General features: G+C 45.0%; 16 protein-coding genes. 5 read left to right on the top strand and 11 right to left on the bottom strand.

Annotated features, from left to right (window positions below):
* Positions 1-1,028 precede the first annotated feature (1,028 nt).
* The 3 genes from K5Q73_RS19690 to K5Q73_RS19680 all read right to left on the bottom strand — a co-directional run bounded on the left by K5Q73_RS19690 (position 1,029) and on the right by K5Q73_RS19680 (position 3,687).
* A complete protein-coding gene (locus K5Q73_RS19690; protein ID WP_220765600.1) occupies positions 1,029-1,421 on the bottom strand; it encodes a metalloregulator ArsR/SmtB family transcription factor in 393 nt (130 codons plus the stop codon).
* 50 nt (positions 1,422-1,471) lie between these two features.
* Positions 1,472-2,392, bottom strand: a complete 921-nt coding sequence (locus K5Q73_RS19685) for a permease (RefSeq protein WP_220765599.1) — start codon at positions 2,390-2,392, stop codon at positions 1,472-1,474.
* A 362-nt stretch (positions 2,393-2,754) separates the two neighbouring features.
* Positions 2,755-3,687, bottom strand: a complete 933-nt coding sequence (locus K5Q73_RS19680; RefSeq protein ID WP_220765598.1) for a LysR family transcriptional regulator — start codon at positions 3,685-3,687, stop codon at positions 2,755-2,757.
* A gap of 282 nt (positions 3,688-3,969) precedes the next feature.
* On the opposite strand from K5Q73_RS19680, the gene trmL reads away from it, so the two are divergent.
* Positions 3,970-4,431: a tRNA (uridine(34)/cytosine(34)/5-carboxymethylaminomethyluridine(34)-2'-O)-methyltransferase TrmL gene (trmL, locus tag K5Q73_RS19675; protein WP_220765597.1), complete on the top strand. Its 462-nt coding sequence runs from the start codon at positions 3,970-3,972 to the stop codon at positions 4,429-4,431.
* 94 nt (positions 4,432-4,525) lie between these two features.
* On the opposite strand, the gene K5Q73_RS19670 is transcribed toward trmL, so the two are convergent.
* Positions 4,526-5,989, bottom strand: coding sequence for a pitrilysin family protein (locus K5Q73_RS19670; protein ID WP_220765596.1), 1,464 nt, complete (start codon positions 5,987-5,989; stop codon positions 4,526-4,528).
* Positions 5,986-7,317 (bottom strand): pitrilysin family protein, encoded by a 1,332-nt coding sequence (locus K5Q73_RS19665; RefSeq protein WP_220765595.1) that lies wholly within the window; start codon positions 7,315-7,317, stop codon positions 5,986-5,988. Before K5Q73_RS19665 ends, K5Q73_RS19670 begins: the two co-directional genes overlap by 4 nt.
* Positions 7,318-7,608: 291 nt before the next feature.
* On the opposite strand from K5Q73_RS19665, the gene K5Q73_RS19660 reads away from it, so the two are divergent.
* A complete protein-coding gene (locus K5Q73_RS19660; RefSeq protein WP_220765594.1) occupies positions 7,609-8,277 on the top strand; it encodes a PilZ domain-containing protein in 669 nt (222 codons plus the stop codon).
* Between the two features lie 76 nt (positions 8,278-8,353).
* Here K5Q73_RS19660 and K5Q73_RS19655 read toward each other — a convergent pair whose 3' ends face one another.
* The 3 genes from K5Q73_RS19655 to K5Q73_RS19645 form a co-directional block, all read right to left on the bottom strand.
* Complete coding sequence (locus K5Q73_RS19655) at positions 8,354-9,325, bottom strand: hypothetical protein (protein WP_220765593.1); 972 nt, start codon at positions 9,323-9,325, stop codon at positions 8,354-8,356.
* 93 nt (positions 9,326-9,418) lie between these two features.
* Complete coding sequence (locus K5Q73_RS19650) at positions 9,419-10,054, bottom strand: class I SAM-dependent methyltransferase (RefSeq protein WP_220765592.1); 636 nt, start codon at positions 10,052-10,054, stop codon at positions 9,419-9,421.
* Between the two features lie 28 nt (positions 10,055-10,082).
* Positions 10,083-10,448: a hypothetical protein gene (locus K5Q73_RS19645; protein ID WP_374706889.1), complete on the bottom strand. Its 366-nt coding sequence runs from the start codon at positions 10,446-10,448 to the stop codon at positions 10,083-10,085.
* Positions 10,449-10,816: 368 nt separating this feature from the next.
* Here K5Q73_RS19645 and K5Q73_RS19640 point away from each other — a divergent pair, with 368 nt between their 5' ends.
* Positions 10,817-12,985 carry an EAL domain-containing protein gene (locus tag K5Q73_RS19640; protein ID WP_220765591.1) on the top strand — a complete coding sequence of 723 codons (2,169 nt, stop codon included), beginning with the start codon at positions 10,817-10,819 and terminating at the stop codon, positions 12,983-12,985.
* A gap of 215 nt (positions 12,986-13,200) precedes the next feature.
* Here K5Q73_RS19640 and K5Q73_RS19635 read toward each other — a convergent pair whose 3' ends face one another.
* Positions 13,201-13,794, bottom strand: coding sequence for a tRNA-uridine aminocarboxypropyltransferase (locus K5Q73_RS19635; protein WP_220765602.1), 594 nt, complete (start codon positions 13,792-13,794; stop codon positions 13,201-13,203).
* 193 nt (positions 13,795-13,987) lie between these two features.
* Complete coding sequence (locus tag K5Q73_RS19630) at positions 13,988-15,190, bottom strand: multidrug effflux MFS transporter (RefSeq protein ID WP_220765590.1); 1,203 nt, start codon at positions 15,188-15,190, stop codon at positions 13,988-13,990.
* Between the two features lie 100 nt (positions 15,191-15,290).
* Here K5Q73_RS19630 and K5Q73_RS19625 point away from each other — a divergent pair, with 100 nt between their 5' ends.
* Together K5Q73_RS19625 and K5Q73_RS19620 are read left to right on the top strand one after the other, a co-directional pair.
* Positions 15,291-16,274, top strand: a complete 984-nt coding sequence (locus tag K5Q73_RS19625) for a LysR substrate-binding domain-containing protein (protein WP_220765589.1) — start codon at positions 15,291-15,293, stop codon at positions 16,272-16,274.
* A 149-nt stretch (positions 16,275-16,423) separates the two neighbouring features.
* Positions 16,424-16,753 carry a hypothetical protein gene (locus K5Q73_RS19620; protein ID WP_220765588.1) on the top strand — a complete coding sequence of 110 codons (330 nt, stop codon included), beginning with the start codon at positions 16,424-16,426 and terminating at the stop codon, positions 16,751-16,753.
* Positions 16,754-16,780: 27 nt separating this feature from the next.
* Here K5Q73_RS19620 and K5Q73_RS19615 read toward each other — a convergent pair whose 3' ends face one another.
* Positions 16,781-18,049 (bottom strand): hypothetical protein, encoded by a 1,269-nt coding sequence (locus K5Q73_RS19615; protein ID WP_220765587.1) that lies wholly within the window; start codon positions 18,047-18,049, stop codon positions 16,781-16,783.
* Positions 18,050-18,176: the final 127 nt, after the last annotated feature.

Here is an 18,176-nt window from a genome sequence, read left to right as displayed (position 1 = left end):
GGAAAGTAGAAGCAAATATCCATCAGGGCCAGAGGAGTACCTCAATAACAGGCCGAATATATGGGTGCAATGAACTCTTCTCAAAGTCGATATTAAATATCTTGCAAACCGGATGGGTCCATATATGGCGATTCTGAGGCGATAGCGATTTTCGAAAATGACTGAGGATCAACAACTTCGTCGGGGGCGGCTCGGGTGATGCAAGAGGGGGAAGCTGTTGTCCCCCTTTTGCCCGGGTGTGGGATGGAATCTCACGACGTTTATTAAGCGCAGCTTAATTGTCTATTGCTCTAAAGCATAAGTCAGGCGTAGCCTGATAGAATTATCAAACGAAGTTTGATTGCTAGCACTTGTTAGACGCAGTCTAACTATAGCAACTTGATTAAATTGCATCGGCAATACCAAAACTCAAAGCAAAAAAAAGCACCCCATTTGGGATGCTTTTTTGTTTTACAGCCTAACGTAAAACTCAACTTATTAGGCTTATCAAAGTTACCCGTGGGTAACTCAATGGGTATCCGATAGTATTTGCAAGACTCGGATTGAAAAGTAGTTCGGTCGAAGCTTCTAATAACAATGCCTCAGCTCTGTCGAATCCGGCTCAGCCAGCGGAGCTAGCTAATGTCGAACTCCCAGTCGATTGAGTCCTCGTTATATCAATGAACTCTCCGACCTAAACCGCTGAGTTCAAACTAGCAAAAAAGTGTGACGTATGTCAAATATTTATAGCTTTGAATTTTAACCCTACTAAACCAGCACATCTAAACAGTTAAATCTGTTGCTTAAAACTTAAACCGCTAAAAGAGAAATTATCCACTATGGCAATCATCATGGCTGCTGATTTAAATCTAAAATCAGCAAGCTTTTTTACTTGTTATTTACGCAACTAATTAAGTCCGCCCTTAACATAACCTAACTAGTTTCAGAGTAAGAAGTACCTACGGATAGTAGCCGCTAGCATATACAAATAGAGGCTAAAAAAACGTTAAGTTAACCTATGCAGGACACCTAGAAAACCAACTTTGGCGTTAACCTAGTAATTTAAACCATGCCTCTGAATCTGGACCAACAACACACTCTCCATCAACTCTTAACGATAAGCGTAATCGGCAACGGCGGGTGACGTCTTTAAACTCATCATCCGGTAACTGCCTGACAGAATCAACTAAGGCACGACAATGAGGAGCGGCTTGCTCTTTTAGGGTGTAGAACACCCACTTGCCCTTTTTTTCGTGGTTCAGTAACCCGGCGCGATACAGCATCTTTAAATTGCGCGACACGTTATATTGAGTGTCACCAATAATATCCATCGCTTCTGCTACAGCCATACACTCATCGACGTGCAAAAATAACCAAAACAAGCGCAAGCGATTAGGCTCTGACAATGCTTTTAGCGCATCAATATACTTTTCATCGATCATGCAATTACCTTTTAACAAAACACGCCACTCAACTGAGTGGCGTGACGTCTTTATACGACATATTGGAAGATAGCACCGCCAATTATCGCAGTCATTAATATAATACCCACAAAAGCGATTACCGCTTTGCGCTTAAGTACCGCTGATACTAACGCGATTTCAGGCAAACTAGCACCTGTGCCACCAATAATTAATGCTAACGCAGCACCTAAGCCCATGCCTTTTGCAATTAACACTTTCAGTAGTGGAATGGCCATTTCGATGCGCAAGTACAACGGAATACCAATCAAAGAGGCGATAACAATCGAGCCGAAACTATCGCCACCAACGTATTTTTCTACCATGTCTGCCGGTAAATATGCCGCAGAGAAACCACTGATTGCCGCGCCCAGTAACACGTATGGAATAATGCGCTTAAACAAAGACCAAGCTCCGGCCATGGCATTTTTCATTCTTGAAGTTGAGGTTGGCGCACCGCCACAGGTATTGGCTTTATTGCCGCTACAGCCTTTACCTTTAGTACCTTCTAGTTCATCGCCACGCTTGATCTCATTTTTCCAAGGAGACTTAGAGATTAAGTAACCACCCAGTACCGCTGCGGTAAAGGTGATGAACAAATAGATCACGGTGATTTTCAAACCAAAAGCAGCATAAATCATTGCTAATACAATGAAATTACATAAAGGCGCTGAAATAATAAAACTCATCACAGTGCCCAATGAAGCACCCATTGAGGCCATGCCCATAGTTACAGGCACTACCGCTGCACTACAAAATGGGGTCAACATACCAAACAGTGCCCCCAGTAAAGAGCCCCACTTTTCATGTCTAGTTAATGTCTGTTGCAGTTTATCTTGCGGGATATATTCACGCATGATGCCTGTTAACAACGAAACAATAGCAATAATAATCACCAAGCCTTGAGCCACATAAAAAAACTCGTTTAACGCAATACTTAATTTCGCATCCACAATCACAATCTCTCGCAAGTAATAAGGCGAGCGATCGTACGCACACATGCGCTTTTGTGCAAGTATAATATTAAGGTAATATCACAATAAATTAAATATCATTTAAAAACAGTTTTGTAGCTAAGCTTGTGTCAAAAAGGACAACTATCGCAGACAGCCACTTCTATGCAAAGTGGCCGAGTGAAACATTCATCATTAAGGGAAGATTCAATAAACCGATCCTACGCATTATGCTTGCCTTAGGTAGGCGATTGGAGGAATGCATCCACCTAAAATGCCTAGTAATATTAGTCTAATTGTAGCTATGCCTGTTTTTTCACTTACAACGCTGCTATTGATCTTATACCAACAGCCTCCCTAGCTTACTTGTATTCCATCGCAGTAAACTCCAGCAACTGTTGGTACAACCATCGCAAAGCAGGATCATTCATACTCTGCTTATGCCACACCAAACTATAGGCCACCTCACCATAATCTAGCGGCATTGCTTTAGTCACCAAGCCTTGTGCTTGCAGCGCGTTTTCAGCCCAACGCCGTGAGCAGGTAAATAGCAGTTCACTGTGATGACACAGTAACGCTGCGCTGCCAAAATCGGCCACCGAAATGGGTACTGCGCGATTACGCGATTGCTGGGCTAGCTGCATCTCAAAATATGGCGTATTGAGGTCAGTATCGCTAATGCTGATATGGCTGAAATTCAGGTAATCATCAATAGAGAACTGCGGTTGCTGTGCAAGCGGGTGTTCAGGGTTCATCAAGCACACCATTTCGTCGGTGAGCAAGGTCTCCCACACCAATTCTTGCTGCGAAATAGGTGGCTGACTTCTATCGTGGGGTAATAAGATAAAGTCCAAGTTGCCTTTAACTAGTCCTTCAAAACCCACGCTGTCTTTAGCATAAATGTCTAAACGAATATTGGGCGCGAGCGTCAACACATGGGCGATGAACTTCGCAGCCAATAACTCGAAGGAACTCTCACGCATAGCCAGTGAGAAACTCCCTTCGTAATCTGCAGGGTTAAACGCCTCTTGGGTTACCAATTGATTCATATCACTGATGATTTGATGCACGCTTGGGCCGAGCCTGCGAGCGAGCGGCGTGGCCACCAGCTTATTACCGTGACGATAAAACAGCTCATCGTCGAGGCTGAGCCGCAATTGACCCAAGGTCTTACTCACCGAGGATGGACTTAGGCACAAACGCTCAGCACTGGCAGTCACGCTCAAGGTGTCGAGCATGACGTGCAGGGTGATCAGGTGCTTCATGCTGATCCGAGAGAGTTTAGCGAGGTCCATAAGTCTGCCTAAAAGAGCCGTAGATGAGTAAAAGGGATATAGTCGTGAACTGGAATATAGTCGTAAACTGGAATATAGACGCAAATCCCTTTGCGGTATATTGCTAAGGCCAATATTCACGAGCATCATCGCAGATCCTGCAAAGTCTTTAAGACTGCCATTAAACCTGCCCGTAGCTAGCGAGTAGCTATGGCTGTAGTTAAAGCCTACCAATAAGATGAATTTTCCGTGGTTGAATTTTTGCCGTATAATCTCGGCTCACCAATTTTTAGGCAGGCCTGCATGTTTAATATCGCGCTTTATGAACCCGAAATAGCCCCAAATACCGGCAATATCATTCGCTTAATTGCAAACAATGGCTGCCACCTGCATTTGATTGAACCTCTGGGCTTCGACTTGGAAGATAAGAAACTGCGCCGTGCGGGTCTAGACTATGCCGATTTGGCCAATGTGACCCACCATAAAAACTTCGAGGCCTTCCTTGAGGCGATGGCTGGAAAGCGCATTATGGCTTGCACCACTAAAGGCAGCCGCCCACATTCAGAGCTAACCTTTAAGCAAGACGATGTGTTGCTATTTGGCCCTGAAAGTCGCGGCCTACCTGCCGATATCATCGACTCGATTCCAACCGATCAGCGTTTACGTATTCCTATGATGTCGACTAGTCGCAGCTTAAACCTGTCGAACGCCGTGGCCATTATTAGTTACGAAGCTTGGCGTCAGTTAGATTATGCAGGAATGTAACGGGTTAAAGCCACGCTATAATGCCAACAAAAGAAGCCGCGAACATCGCGGCTTCTTGCTGTGTGCACTTAAGTGTTTACAGCTCTAATCAGGTTTATCCACCAAAGCCCACATCGGTCATATTCACTTGCTTGACCTTGCCATGTTCTTTAGCAATCGGCGCTATCTTTGCCGCGTTACCTATGATGACAAACTGTAGGTTTTCTTTCGGAAAGTAAGTGTCAATTAAACGCTTAGACTCCGCTAGCGTTAAGCCATCCACCTTAGCCTGAAACTCATTGATAAAGGCATCATCAAAGCCATACAGGTACATATCTGTCATCAGCCCTGCAAGTTGCGCACTGGTTTCGTACTTTGGCGGAAACTGCCCCTTTACATAGGCTTTAGCCGAATCTAAGGTGGCTTGATCTAAGCCCTGCTCCCACAGTCTTGCATAGGTCTTCAATGCTAGATCTATGGTTTCCTTGGTGGTCGCCGTCTTAGTGAAGGTGCTGATCTTAAAGGTACCTGACGCCGAATAAGCGCTAAAGCCTGAGCGAGCACCGTAAGTCAGACCCGCGTTAACCCGTAACTCATCATTGAGCCATGAGGTAAAGCGGCCGCCTAAAATGGTATTCACTACCGTAAGGCCAACAAAATCAGGGTTATCTCGACTAATCCCCATGCCACCTATTAAAAACGTAGTTTCAATCGCATCAGGCTTATCCACTAGCAAGACGTCGGCTTCATCTAACTTAGGCAAACCTTTTGTAAGGTCGACTAAGGTAACTGGTTCTGAATCTTGCCAATTTGAGAATAGTTTCTCTAGCTTGGCCTGCATCTGTGCCGGCTCAAAATCACCGACTACGCTAATGGCAGTATTTGATGGCTGGTAGTAGCTCTTATGGAAGGCGCGTAGCTGCGTAATGTTCAGTTGGGCTAGCGAATCACTGTTACCCGATGTGGCATTACCGTATGGGTGCTCGCTAAAAATCAGCTTGTCGAAGTAACGACTAATCACCGCTCGCGGGCTCTCTTTAGCCTGAGACAGACCAGCGATTTCTCGCTGGCGCAACTTATCAAATTCGCTAGCATCAAAATCTGGCGAAACCAGAATATCCTTAATCAATGGCAGCATTTTGTCGGCATCTTTCGCCATAAAGTTAGCACTGATATAGCTACCCTCTTTACCGGCGCCGCTACTTAGATTTGCGCCTAAGAAATCGACCTCTTGCTCTATCTCAAGCTTACTCTTACCACCAGCGCCGAGCATCAAGCCTGCGGCGGTCATATCGGCCACACCTGAGGTGGTGTCGTTGACCGCGCCAGCGCGAACAATGGCGTCGACTGTGATTAGCGGCACTTCACGCTGAGGCATCATATACACAGTTAAGCCGTTTGACAGGGTAACTTGCTGGTAAGCGGGCACACTAAAACTGCCAGTATCGACGGCCTTTGAGGTCTGCGTTGCCGCGCAGCCCGCCAATGTCAGCGAACTAGCAATGGCTATCGCCGTAAGTAACTTCTTAGGTTGCAGCAAAGTGGCCGAGGCGCTTACGCTAGGGTTAACATTCTTCATTGGTCAGCCTCCTCGGTTGCAGCCAGTACGGCAACGGTGCGGTTTGCACGTTTTAGGTAAGTTTGCGCCACGCGCTGAATGTCTTCTGGCGTCACCTTGTTGTAGGCTTCTGGTGCATTGAATAGCTTGTCGTAACTACCAAAAAATAGCTCATAAGTGCCTATGGTATTGGCCTTGCCATTAATGGTTTCCATGGCACGATAAAAGCCCATTAGCTTGATATTTTTCACCTTTTCAAGCTCCTCAGGCGTCACACCGTCACGGGCAACACGATTGATCTGGCTGATCATCGCATCTTCCAGCTCTGGCGCGGTCACTCCGGGATTAGCCACACCCATCACGTAAAACAGGTTCGGATCAAATGACATCGGCATATAGGTATCGACTTCGATGGCGACTTGCTTGTCGACCAAGCCTTGATACATGCGCGAGCTATTGCCTGTGGTCAAGATTGATGACAATAGATCCAACGCATAATAGTCGGCATTTGAGGTGGCAGGGATATGGTAGCCCAGCATCACATTCGGCGTGCTAACCGAAGCTTTTTGCACAAAAACACGGCGCTCACCTTTTTGTAGTGGCTCAACCGTTTTCACCTCTCTCGGCGGTGCTTGAGCAGGAATTGGCGCAAAGTACTTATCGGCTAGTTTTTTCACTTCAGCCAGTTTCACATCACCAGCAATGACTACAACGGCATTGTTAGGCGCGTAGTAGGTCTTGTGATATTGAGTTAGGTCTTCTAACGTCCAGGCGGCAATATCGGATTCATGACCGATAACCGACCAGCTATAAGGGTGGGCTCTAAAGGCTGCGCCTTTAAGCTCTTCTTGCAACACGCGCCAGTTAGAGTTCTCTAGCCCGGTTAATCGCTCAGAGGCCACGACCCCACGCTCACTTTCCACCATCTGCTCGTTAATATCGAGGTTTTCGATACGGTCGGCTTCAAGATCAAAAATGGTCTCTAGTGCATTTGCTGGGAACCAGTCAGTGTAGACGGTGAGGTTTTCTGTGGTGTAGGCATTGTTTGCTCCACCAGCCGCTTCCATGGTGCGGTCGAACATCTTAGGGCCATATTTTTTCGAGCCGTTAAACATCATATGCTCGAAGAAGTGAGAGATCCCGGTTATACCCGGTACTTCGTTACGTGAGCCAACCTTCCAGAAAAGGTACATATTGGCGTTGGGTATGGAACTGTCTTCCAATACCATTATTTTCATGCCGTTATCCAAAGTGAAACTTTGAATATCTTTGGCCTGCGTCGCTTGTGCCATTGGCGCTGCTAATAGCAGGCCAATAGACAATAACAGTGCCTTGGTATAGCGCTTCATTATCCGCTCCTTGTTAAATGCCACTCAGTATAAGCACTCTAGTTATATGCTGATTTTTATAGTCAGAACATAACGAAAATTCGGTTTTCTTCGAGAAATATTCTTATCCATAGCGATTTGTCGCTAGAAATCAGCATCCATCAAAAAGCAAATTGTGATGAAAATCAAATTTACTGCGGCAAATATTTGTAACTCAAGGTAAACCTAAAGCTACGCAAAGCTGATTTGGTTTTTTCAGCGGGGCGTTTATGCTAGTTTCAAACTCTATTTCATCGATGGTTAGGCTGTTATATGTCATCAGAAAAGGATTTCAACACATTAGATACTCTCAACTGCAACACAGATGTGCATTTGCAGTTACTCACGCCGACGCAAACCATTCGCCTACGTAGCCGTTTAATCGGCGTAGATCCAGGACGTTCGGTCATTTTGGCCCAAGGGAATGACAAAGCTTGGCAAGCCGCAAGTGCCTATCTCAGGGAAAGACAGAGTGTGGTGATTCGGGTGGTGAATAGCGATGAGCAAGATGCCACTATCTTGGCCTTTAGAAGTAAGATTCATCAAATCACGTCAGCCGCAGGACGCTGGCTTATTGTTAGCTATCCAAAAGAATTACAAACGGTTTCTTTAAGGCAGCACTCAAGAGTTCCAATCAATATTAAAGCCTGCCTTACCGCTATAGATTCCAGTGAGCTCATCACCTCAGGTTATCTAAAGGATATTTCGATTAAAGGCGGCGCCTTTGTTAGTGAGACCAAGATTAATTTTAATATCGATAGTCAGTATTGTCTCAAGCTGGAGTTCGACGGCGAGCAAGAGTCCATCTCTATCACCATCAAGAACCAACAGGAGCTCGATCCTGTAACTAGGCTGGCCCAATATGGTTTTGCGCTCAACACCGAAGCCAAAGAGACTGAAAAGCTACTGCAGAAGATCATTTTGCAACATCTGAACCAATAGCGGTTAATTATGACTTTGTATCAAGAAGGGCTGCCCACCGAGTCAATCGAGTAGGCAGCTTAACGATTTACATCATTTACTGATCCAAAAATACCTGCTCAACCTTATGTAGCAATTGCGGCGATTTAAGCTCGACTTCGCCCGTCATCAATAATGAAAAGTTCTCGGCGATAATCTCTTCCGGATGAATGATGTAATTGGTATTGCGACCAATCTGCTTAAAGAAGCCTTTAAACTCAGATACCTTGACGATTTGTGCATTATCAGGATCGTAGGCTGCAATATTAGGTCGCTCATCGCTACCGACGATCACAAACATAAACTCCAGATAATCGAAAAACTCGCCGCCTTTCTCAAGACTGTAACCTTGCTCTTCGGAATATAGAATGGGGACCGCCCAAACCATTTTTCCGTCATGCATCACTCTAATGGCAAAGTCGTTTATCGGTGCATCTGGGTTAGTGATTTTCTGCTGAGTGAGTGAAGTAGGAAAAGGGATTTCACCAACGGGATAAAAGCCTATCGCGTGATAGAGCTGCTGCTTCACTTCCGGGTTGAAGCGAGAAAAAACATGCAGTAGCTCGTGGGCGATTAGGCCTGGGAGCCTTTGCTGATTATCAATCTGCTTCTGCTGCAAAATAATTGCCTGTCCACGGGTGTAGGCGGCACCTCCCTCTTCTAAACCTGTGGTTTTGATAAATTGAATCGGTTGTGGCAACGTAACTTTTAATGCCGTAAGCTTAGGTTGGAGTTGCTTAAATGCTTGGGTTACCGCATCACGATCTTGCTGGCTCCAGTCTAAAGTTTGGCTCGCGATAAAGGCTAGATAATCGACTTTACTCGGACTATCTTCGCGCTTCATACGCGAAGCCATATCGAATTGGCTAATGCCGCGAACGAAGTCATCTTCTTGAGTCAGCACCTTGGCGGCATCTTCTTTAGTTGAAAAGCTGATAGCATCTTGAGTCGCAGCCTGTACAGGGCTCAACAACATCACACTTAAACAGGCCCATGCCGAATAGCTAAATAGCCAATTTGTTATTCTCATGTCGATCATTCCTTTGTTGGTATTTATCGCCCCCCTTACAGCAAGCAAGAGAGGTGAAGCCGGATCACTTTAAGACTAGAGACCAAGATAACACTATGCCTTAGTAAACAGCACCACATCATTGCCCAGCACTTCTAACGTCCAATTATATTGCTCCGCAATCCACTCAAACGTCGCTGTTGAATAGAAACAAATATGTGTCGGATCGCCTTTGTAATGCCATCGACTGAAAGCCTCGAGATCACCGGCACGCTTAGTCATTATCACTAGTAGGCCGCTCGGCTTTAATAGGCTGTCTAATGTTGCTAATAAAGATTTTGCATCCGCGACATGCTCAATCACCTCAGTGATAGTGACGAAATCATATTGCTGCTGAAGCTTTTGAGGATCGTTGCAATAATAAAGATCGTAATTATCTACTTTAATGCCTTTTTCTGCCGCCATCACACTAATCGTAGGGCCTGGACCGCAACCAAAATCTAACCCTTGGGCGCCTTGAGGAACCCGTTCGAGGATCGGGTCGAGTGCCCGCGAGAGGAATCTGCGATAGCCGAGATCTTCTGAATCATTTTGATGTTGATCATATATGGCTTTTTCGTCGGCTGCGTTCAGGTGCAGCGCCGCAGGAACAGACACCAAGTCGCAATGGCTACAGCGCTGATACTCTCTAAATTTATCTTGATAAAAAGCCTGTAAACTCGGCTGCTGACACAGGGGACAGATACTCAAAGGATATTCCTAACTCTACTTATTTAAACTATTCAAAAGGTTTAGGGATTTGGCGATCTTTGCTTGCCGCTTCTCTAGCTTCACGTAAATACTTCTCTTCTCGAGACTCTCGCTTATTAAATTGCTTCTGTGCCTTTTCTCTTTGCTCGCTCTCCCAATCGCCGAACTCTTGTCTTTCGAGCACTTTCTTCTCTCGTTCTGCTCTTTGCTTGGCGGCATCTCGTGCCTTTTGCAGCTGATCTTGTTCGACTTCTTGTTTAATTTTCTCCGCTTGCACAGATAATGAATCGGCACGAACCTTTTCATTTTCCTCAGCCGCTAATCCTAAGCTTATCGACATAATGGTGGTTAGTGCCAACACTTGCGCTAACGATACGATACCTTTAATAGCCACTATAATTCCTTGTCATAATTTCCTCATCTCGGCCGTCCATTCTAACCAATTCATCACATTGGCACCGCCTTTTATTCAGCCCAAAAGAACAGCAGAGTTAAATCACAATAAACACACTTAAGTTCAGCCACTTAACTTATATGCCTTCCATCAATTTTTTAGGGCGACTTCAAGTGTATTTCTTAAGTTTTGTGAAATTATTTAATATAAATGTTCTCTAGATTCAAATTTATTACATCTTAATTGTACAAAGCGTCAAATAAAGGTACTTTTGACGCAAAAGCGACTGGCTGTATCAAAATTTAACTTTATTGTTGTAATTATCAGTAATTTGCCTCTAAAAATGTCATGCCAAAAGGGAAGAGTGTATGAGTTTGTCAACCTGGTCTGAATTGTACCCGCGTGTATCTTCTGCAGATCCGGCGCTATCCGAGCAATTCTTGCTTTGGCAAAATGAAGCTGAATCGACAGCTCTGGCAATATTACAAGGGCATCACTTTCTTGCCGCCACCCCTGCGGCGCTCAGTTATTTTGAAAGCCAAGAGCAAAACTTTATTCATGCCACTCCCTTTGACTTCTCTCCTAGGCTGCAGTCTTCAGGAAAAAGCAGTGTCGAGTATGGCCAGCAAATGATAAAAAAGGCCGCCAAAGGTGAAGTTGTCTCATTGAGTTGGTTGCATATGAGTCAGCAAGGTAAAGAACTGCCTACCGTGTTAACGCTGTACCCTGCACAACTCGATGAAAATAACGTGATGCTAGTGTCCTTCAAGCCTTTAGATAGACGCAAGCGCAGTAGGGTATGTAGCAGTAACGGCTTTGAAACCCTTCCCAAAGAGCTGATGTCGATAACCCTTGAAGACAGCGCCGAAGCCGTTTATATCACTGATGAACACAATAAGATTTTGGCGGTCAATAAGGCCATGTGCCGCATCTGTGGCTATAGCGCCGAGCATTTGATTGCCAAGACTCCTAGCGAAATCAATTTAGAGTTACCGCATCAAAGCCAAACTATTGATAGCCCACTCAAGGGCAAGGGCAGCTGGCAAGGAGAAGTTTGGAAATGCCGCTCTGATGGCTCAACCTTCCCAGCATGGCAAAGCTGCCGACGGATTTACGCCGATAACACCGTCTTTTACGTAAATCTATTTAGCGATATTAGTGAGAAGAAAGCACTTGAAGATAAGCTGACTCAACAAGCTAAGTACGACAAGCTAACCGGGCTGCCTAATCGTTTTCATCTGATCCAACTACTCAGAAAAGCGATCAACAATATCAAGCAATCTCCCGACTTACTCGGCGCCTTGATGTTTTTGGATCTTAACGGTTTTAAAAATATTAACGACAGCTTCGGCCATTCGACTGGAGATAAAGTCTTGCAACTCGTTGCCGCTCGCTTAGAAGCTTGTTGCATTGAAAATGCGGAAATTGCTCGCCTCGGTGGTGATGAATTTACCTTAATCTTGCCTCAGTGCCAGAGCAGGCGAGAGATTGAAGCATTTTCTGAGCAGATATTGTCACTCTTTGAGGCACCGTTCGAAATTAATGGTCAGAAATTCTATCTCGGCACCAGTATCGGGATCTCGTTATTCCCACAGCAAAGTGACGATCCGAACCAATTATTAAGTATGGCTGATACCGCTATGTATTCGGCTAAAAAAAGCCCGAAACATATCCGCTTTTATAATGCGATCATCCGCGAGGCTGCCGAGAAAAAGCTACATACTTTAAATGACTTACGCCACGCTCAAAGTCTGGGGCAGTTCAGTTTAGTTTATCAGAGCATTGTCGATTTAGAGTCTCATCACACGGTGGCCATTGAGGCTCTGTTACGCTGGAACCAGAGTAATGGCGAGGTTGTTGAAGCTCATAATTTTATTCCTCTACTAGAAGAGGCCGGCCTGATGGTCAACGTTGGCCTTTGGGCGTTAGAGCAAGCTTGCATTCAAATGCTGAAATGGCAGCAAGACTATGATCCAACACTTAAGATCAGCGTTAATATCTCAAGATCACAGCTAGAACACCCAGATTTTATTCACATGCTTAAAGAGTTACTGACACGCACTCGGTTTCCCACTAATGCATTGATTATTGAGATCACCGAGAGTGCATTTATACGCAGACCGAAATTGATGACAAAAGTCTTAGCTCAGTTAAAAGAGATGGCTATTAGCATCTCGATTGACGACTTTGGCGCTGGATTATCCTCCTTTAGTAGGCTCAGCAGCCTGCCGATCGACTGCCTAAAAATTGATGCCAACTTTGCTCAACGCCTAGATAGTGAGCAAGGTCGTAAACTTTGCAAAGCCATTATGCAGCTTGCGCAAACCTTAGAGATAAATTTTGTAGTTGAAGGGGTAGAAACTCGAGCCCAAAGGGATATGTTGTTAAATCTAGGAAAAGGCATGGGACAGGGACACTTCTTCAATACACCTGCATCGGCTGAGCTCTTCACTCACAAGATACTCGAGCCGCTCTACGATTCACCGCCGGCCGATAATGTAAACTCAATGAGGAAGGTAGCTACGCCAGCACTCTGAATAAGTTATTCAGTGTCGCCCCCTGCAAAAGCTGTTGCCGACGTAGCCCCTGATTATCATCATAAGATGATGGGGTTATTAGACCTGATTAATTGAAACATTAGCGTGATATCTACGGTGTTTTATCAAGGAATAAACGATTTAAATCACAAAAACTCACATCTGTATCCAACCTGAAAATATCAGCGTTTGTTTAGGTTTTACTTAGTATCTTGTTATCGATATCTAGCCCGCACATCGGCAGGCATAGAAGCTAACCTTTGTTCTACCATCGCATTTAATGCCTTAGTTAACGGGGCAACATCTTGCTGGTTATCTATGGCTTTTAACATCATGGCTGCAGCTTCTAATGTAGACAGACTATCACTACGGCTGGCCTTACGTATGGTGTAATTTGAAGCGCAATCAAGGTCAAGATGCAAGGCTGGGTAAGCCTGTAGCCAAGGGTTAAGCTGCAGCAATTTATAGGCTTTACGCCAAGTACCATCCAAGAAAAGCAGTATCACTTCTTGCTCAAGCTCTCTCTCGTTGGCCGACACGCTAATATCTGACGGATACACTAAGTAAACAGGCTTGTTAGACTGGGCTAATTGCTCGCGTAAGCCTGCAAAATCATCGGCAGTTTCCCCCACCACCACTTGAGTATTTGCAATAACCAGCTCTAACAAACGCACACTATTCTTCGCATGCCCAACTTCGCTTGGATCTTGCAAAATTATCAGCTCAGGTTTGACCTGCATGGTTTCAATACTGGCACATAGACAGGCGTTTTGTGGATAGTGGCAGTTTGGACAAGTTGGACGGGACACGAGACCTCGGGGTAATTGTTTAAAGTAGCCTGCAAATTGTAGCTGACTGTTGATACAAATAACATGACATTGAGATCCACTGAAACTCATTAAAAAAAGCCTGCATAGATGGTTAGTCTGTGCAGGCTAAAGCGTTTCAGGGTGAAACAAAGTTAACTGTTACTATCTTCAACTGACCTCTCGGCAATCAAGCCTAATAAGCGTGTTGTTCTTGATGCCAATGGTCAAACTTAGGCATCGCCATCATGGCCAGAAGCGCAACAGCGCCTACGCCCATCAAGGTTGCAACTGCATAAGGGGCAGTTAGAGTTGTTTGCTGCACTAATGCTGTTAGCAGTGAGGCACCACTCATCTGAATAAATCCAAGCATTGCCGTTGCAGTACCCGCTCTTTCGCCAAAGGCTGATAACGCCATACTGGTTGCAGGGCCAAGTAACAGTGCAAAACCAATACATAGCAACATCATAGGCAACATGTAGCTATACGCCGCCATCATGCCTGCTTGTGGGCCAACGAGCTGCACTAATACTTGAGTCACGGCAGACACTAGCATTAGCGCTAATGCGATAATCACCGTAGGACGATTACCTAACTTTTTGATCACTAGTGGCGCAGCAAAACAAGCAATAATATTCACCACTGCATTTAAACCAAATAAGCCACTAAACGTTAACTCAGAGACTCCTAGGTGGCCAATCAACCAAACTGGCGCGTAAGACACGTAACTTAGAATCGCAGCCATACCAGCCATACAAGCGATGGCATAAAATAGGAAGTGTGGTTCGGTAATAACCGGCTTATAGCGCGCCCAACGATACAGCGGACCATCGCTAATAGTATTTTGTGGACGAGTTTCAGGTAAACGTAGGCTGACTATGGCCAGAATAACTAGGCCGTACAAAGCCATAAAGATGAAATTTGATCGCCAGCCAAACTGCAACGCCAGCATGCCGCCTAATGTCGGTGCTAATGCCGGAATGATACAGATCATGCCATTTAAATAGCTGTAATAGCGTGCACCTTCTTTAGGAGAAAAACAGTCCCGCACCGCACTGAACACCACAATAGAGGTCGAACATGCCGCTAAACCTTGCATCACCCTGGCGATTTGAAGCCAATGAAACTCCACCGCAATAGCCGCTAATACACTGCTAATCATATAAAAAATGATGCCACCTATGGCAACCGGTCGACGACCATAGCGATCAGCCAGTGGGCCAATTAATAACTGGCCTGTACCCATAGCAAATAGGAACAGCACTAGCGTTGACTGGATCTCGCTAGCAGACACAGCAAACTCAGCCGCCATTACAGGCATAGAGGGCAGGTAAATATCGATAGCCAAAGGACTTAAAATCACCATTGGCAACAAAATGGGTAACAAACTACGACGCATGATCTTTCTCAAAATTAGGAAAACAGCGCTATAGTAATCAAACTAAGGTATGAACAGAAATGATATTATTTCCATTATGAATTTCCATTGAGGAATATCTTTGAAACTTGAAAATCTCGCACGTATCGATTTAAACCTATTGGTTATCTTGCAAGTGCTATTAGAGGAGCAGAGCGTCACCCGTGCCGCCAACCGCTTACACCTCAGCCAGTCGGCTCTGAGTAAAAGTTTAAATCGCTTAAGGGATACTCTTGGAGATCCGCTTTTCCTGCGTACAGCTCATGGACTTAAGCCAACAGCCCACGCAGTACATTTAGGCAAAATCCTGCCCCAGAGCCTTCAAAGCTTGTATCAACTGACACTGCCGCCAAGCTTTACGCCCCATAACAGTACGCGACAGTTTTCGTTTGCTATGGTGGAAAGCGCCTACGAAACCCTGCTGCCTTACTTTATCGGCACATTACTCAATCGCGCCCCCAACCTTAAACTCGATAGCTTTGTTTGGAGCGAGAATTCGATGCAGGCGATTCAACAAGGGCAGATTGACTTTGGAATTGCTGGTCGCGAACTCCACCCGCAATCGGCCTTCCAAGTGGATAGACTGCCCGAAGGTGTCGCTCATCAAACCCTGTTTACCGATCATCAGCTATGTTTAGTTCGCCAAGATCACCCCATTCTTTCTGCTGTAGCTGCGGGTCATTGGGATCTGACCGTCTATTTAGAGATGTCACATGTGCAGGTGCGTTGTGAAGGAAATGACTGGTGGGCACTAGACTATCATCTTGCCGATTTAGGCCATCATCGCCGCCTGAGCACTATCGTGCCCGATTTCTATGGCGCTGCGAGTGTTTGCGCCCATAGCGATTTGATTTTTACTCTACCAGCGAGCTTTGCCCAACATGCGAAGAAACTCTATCCCTTAGTGGAGTTGCCACTACCAATTGAGTTTATTCCGCTGGCCTACGTACTGCTCTGGCATGAGCGAAGTGCTGAAGATCCAGGGCATAGATGGGTTAAAGAGATCATTTGCGAAAGTGTCGCCAAGGCATTTTTAAATAGTGATAGCACTAAGCTTGTAAATTAGATTAACCTTTATTAACGTGATCTTGGTTCAAATAGACGGCAGTATAATATTCAACAGTTAGCCTTAAGCATCACGAACAAAAGACTAAGCCATTCAGTCTTCATTCATCTTCTTCGTGTAAGCTAACATTAAGATATTTTGGAGAACATATGATTTATAGCCAATTTCAGAACAATCCGATGCAGAACCGATTTTCAGGTACTCGCGGGTGGTTAGCATTCGTTATCGGAATCGCGTTTATGACATTAGCCTTAGTCGCGCTGCCATTTCTACTCCTGTTTGGTGCCATTACTTTTGTGGCCTTGAGCCTATTTGGACGGGTATACCTTAAACGTCAACTTGCTCGCTTTCAAAAACAGCAAGCGAACAAGGAGTTTCAATACAGCGAAGAGTTTCAGGAGTCGATTTACAAAGAAGCACCGACCTCTGCTACACACAAAGGCCGTACATTCGAACACAATCCTAACGAGCCTATTTAGTTTAATAGCTAAGATAGGCTAGTTAAGCTAAATAACCATATCCGACGCGTTTAGAGGTCTAGATAACAGACTTTCGAAGCGCGTCCATTTTTGTGCTTTTGTGTCTGCTTTCGCTTCGACCCAAGCCGCTACGGCATCTTCACCCACGCTATAATTAATCACGTAAGAACGATTGCGTTCGTAAAACTTTACTCGTTGTTTGGCGCGAGATTCAGGATAAAGTGCCCCCTCGATTAGCATATTTTCTGCCGTTTCGGCATCGACCTGCTTATCGGTTAGACACTTGCTAACATAGTTCTCAAAGTAGCCCAGCTTTTTCACCAATTTTAATATTTTGTGAAACAGAGCAAGATCACCGTTCAAGCCTGCCAGCGGCATTAAAATATCACGCTCAAAAGCTAACACTTCTTCATCAGACATGATCAGACTCAAGGCGTAGTTAGCGCTGCCCTCAGACAGATAAGAGATTGGGCTATATAAAGGATAGATGGCATATTCTAGCCACTGTTTAGCCTTCACCAATTTCTGCTCTTGTAAAACATTAAATACGTGATGCCCTGGGTAACCTTCATGTGAGGCTAACTCCAAGTAACGCTCAATACCTAGGGGCTGATCTTGATTTAACTGGATTAAACTGTGCGAGTCACCCTTATACCAGTTATACGCAGTCCACACCTTATCGTTCACATATTCAATTTCAAAACTTTCGTTTTCGGGTAACTCCATATGCTTACTAGTGAGGGTTCGCGCTATATCCACCGAAGCGCTAAATACCTCGGCCGCCTTGTCTTTAGGAACAATAAATTGCGATTTAAACTCATTGTAGCGATCGGTGAGCGAACCCTCTCCCGGTAATAGGGATTCTATTTCGGCCAGCACTTGTTGGTGTTCGAGCAAGGAATAGGGGCTGAGATGGCAATCGTATAAAGCAATGGCTTCTTCATCGAAACTCAACTGTTTACCTTGCAAAAAGTTAAGGTAAGCGCCGATGGAGTGCCACTGAGTCTTCAAAAATTGGTAACGCTCGCTAAGCTCATCAACAGTCAGTTGCTGGCCAATGCTAGCTAATAGCTCTGAGCCAAGCTGATGCTGATTTAACAAATCGGGGATTGGCTGCCAATACGTTTCTTTCTGCCAATCTTGTGGGCCGTAGTATGCGTCGACATAGTAATTATCATGCTGACCTACTGCCAAAGCGAGTTTGATATAACGCTCTGCAAATTTATTCAGGGCTTGCTGCTGCGCCTCATCGGATAATGTCGAAGTACGAGTTTTTTCAGTATCAAATTGTGGCAAGAGAGCTCCCTTTAAAAGCGGTTAAAATTAAATCTTCGCCCACTGTATACAATATGCAACACGGATGCAAGATAGAGGGATATGACTAACTAGTCAGCATCAGGAGGGATACACTTATGAAAAGCTA

This window comes from Shewanella sp. MBTL60-112-B2 (genome assembly GCF_019655055.1).
Classification (GTDB): domain Bacteria; phylum Pseudomonadota; class Gammaproteobacteria; order Enterobacterales; family Shewanellaceae; genus Shewanella.
Note: the sequence above shows the minus strand (reverse complement) of the source record. Positions and strands in the feature narration are given on the sequence as shown.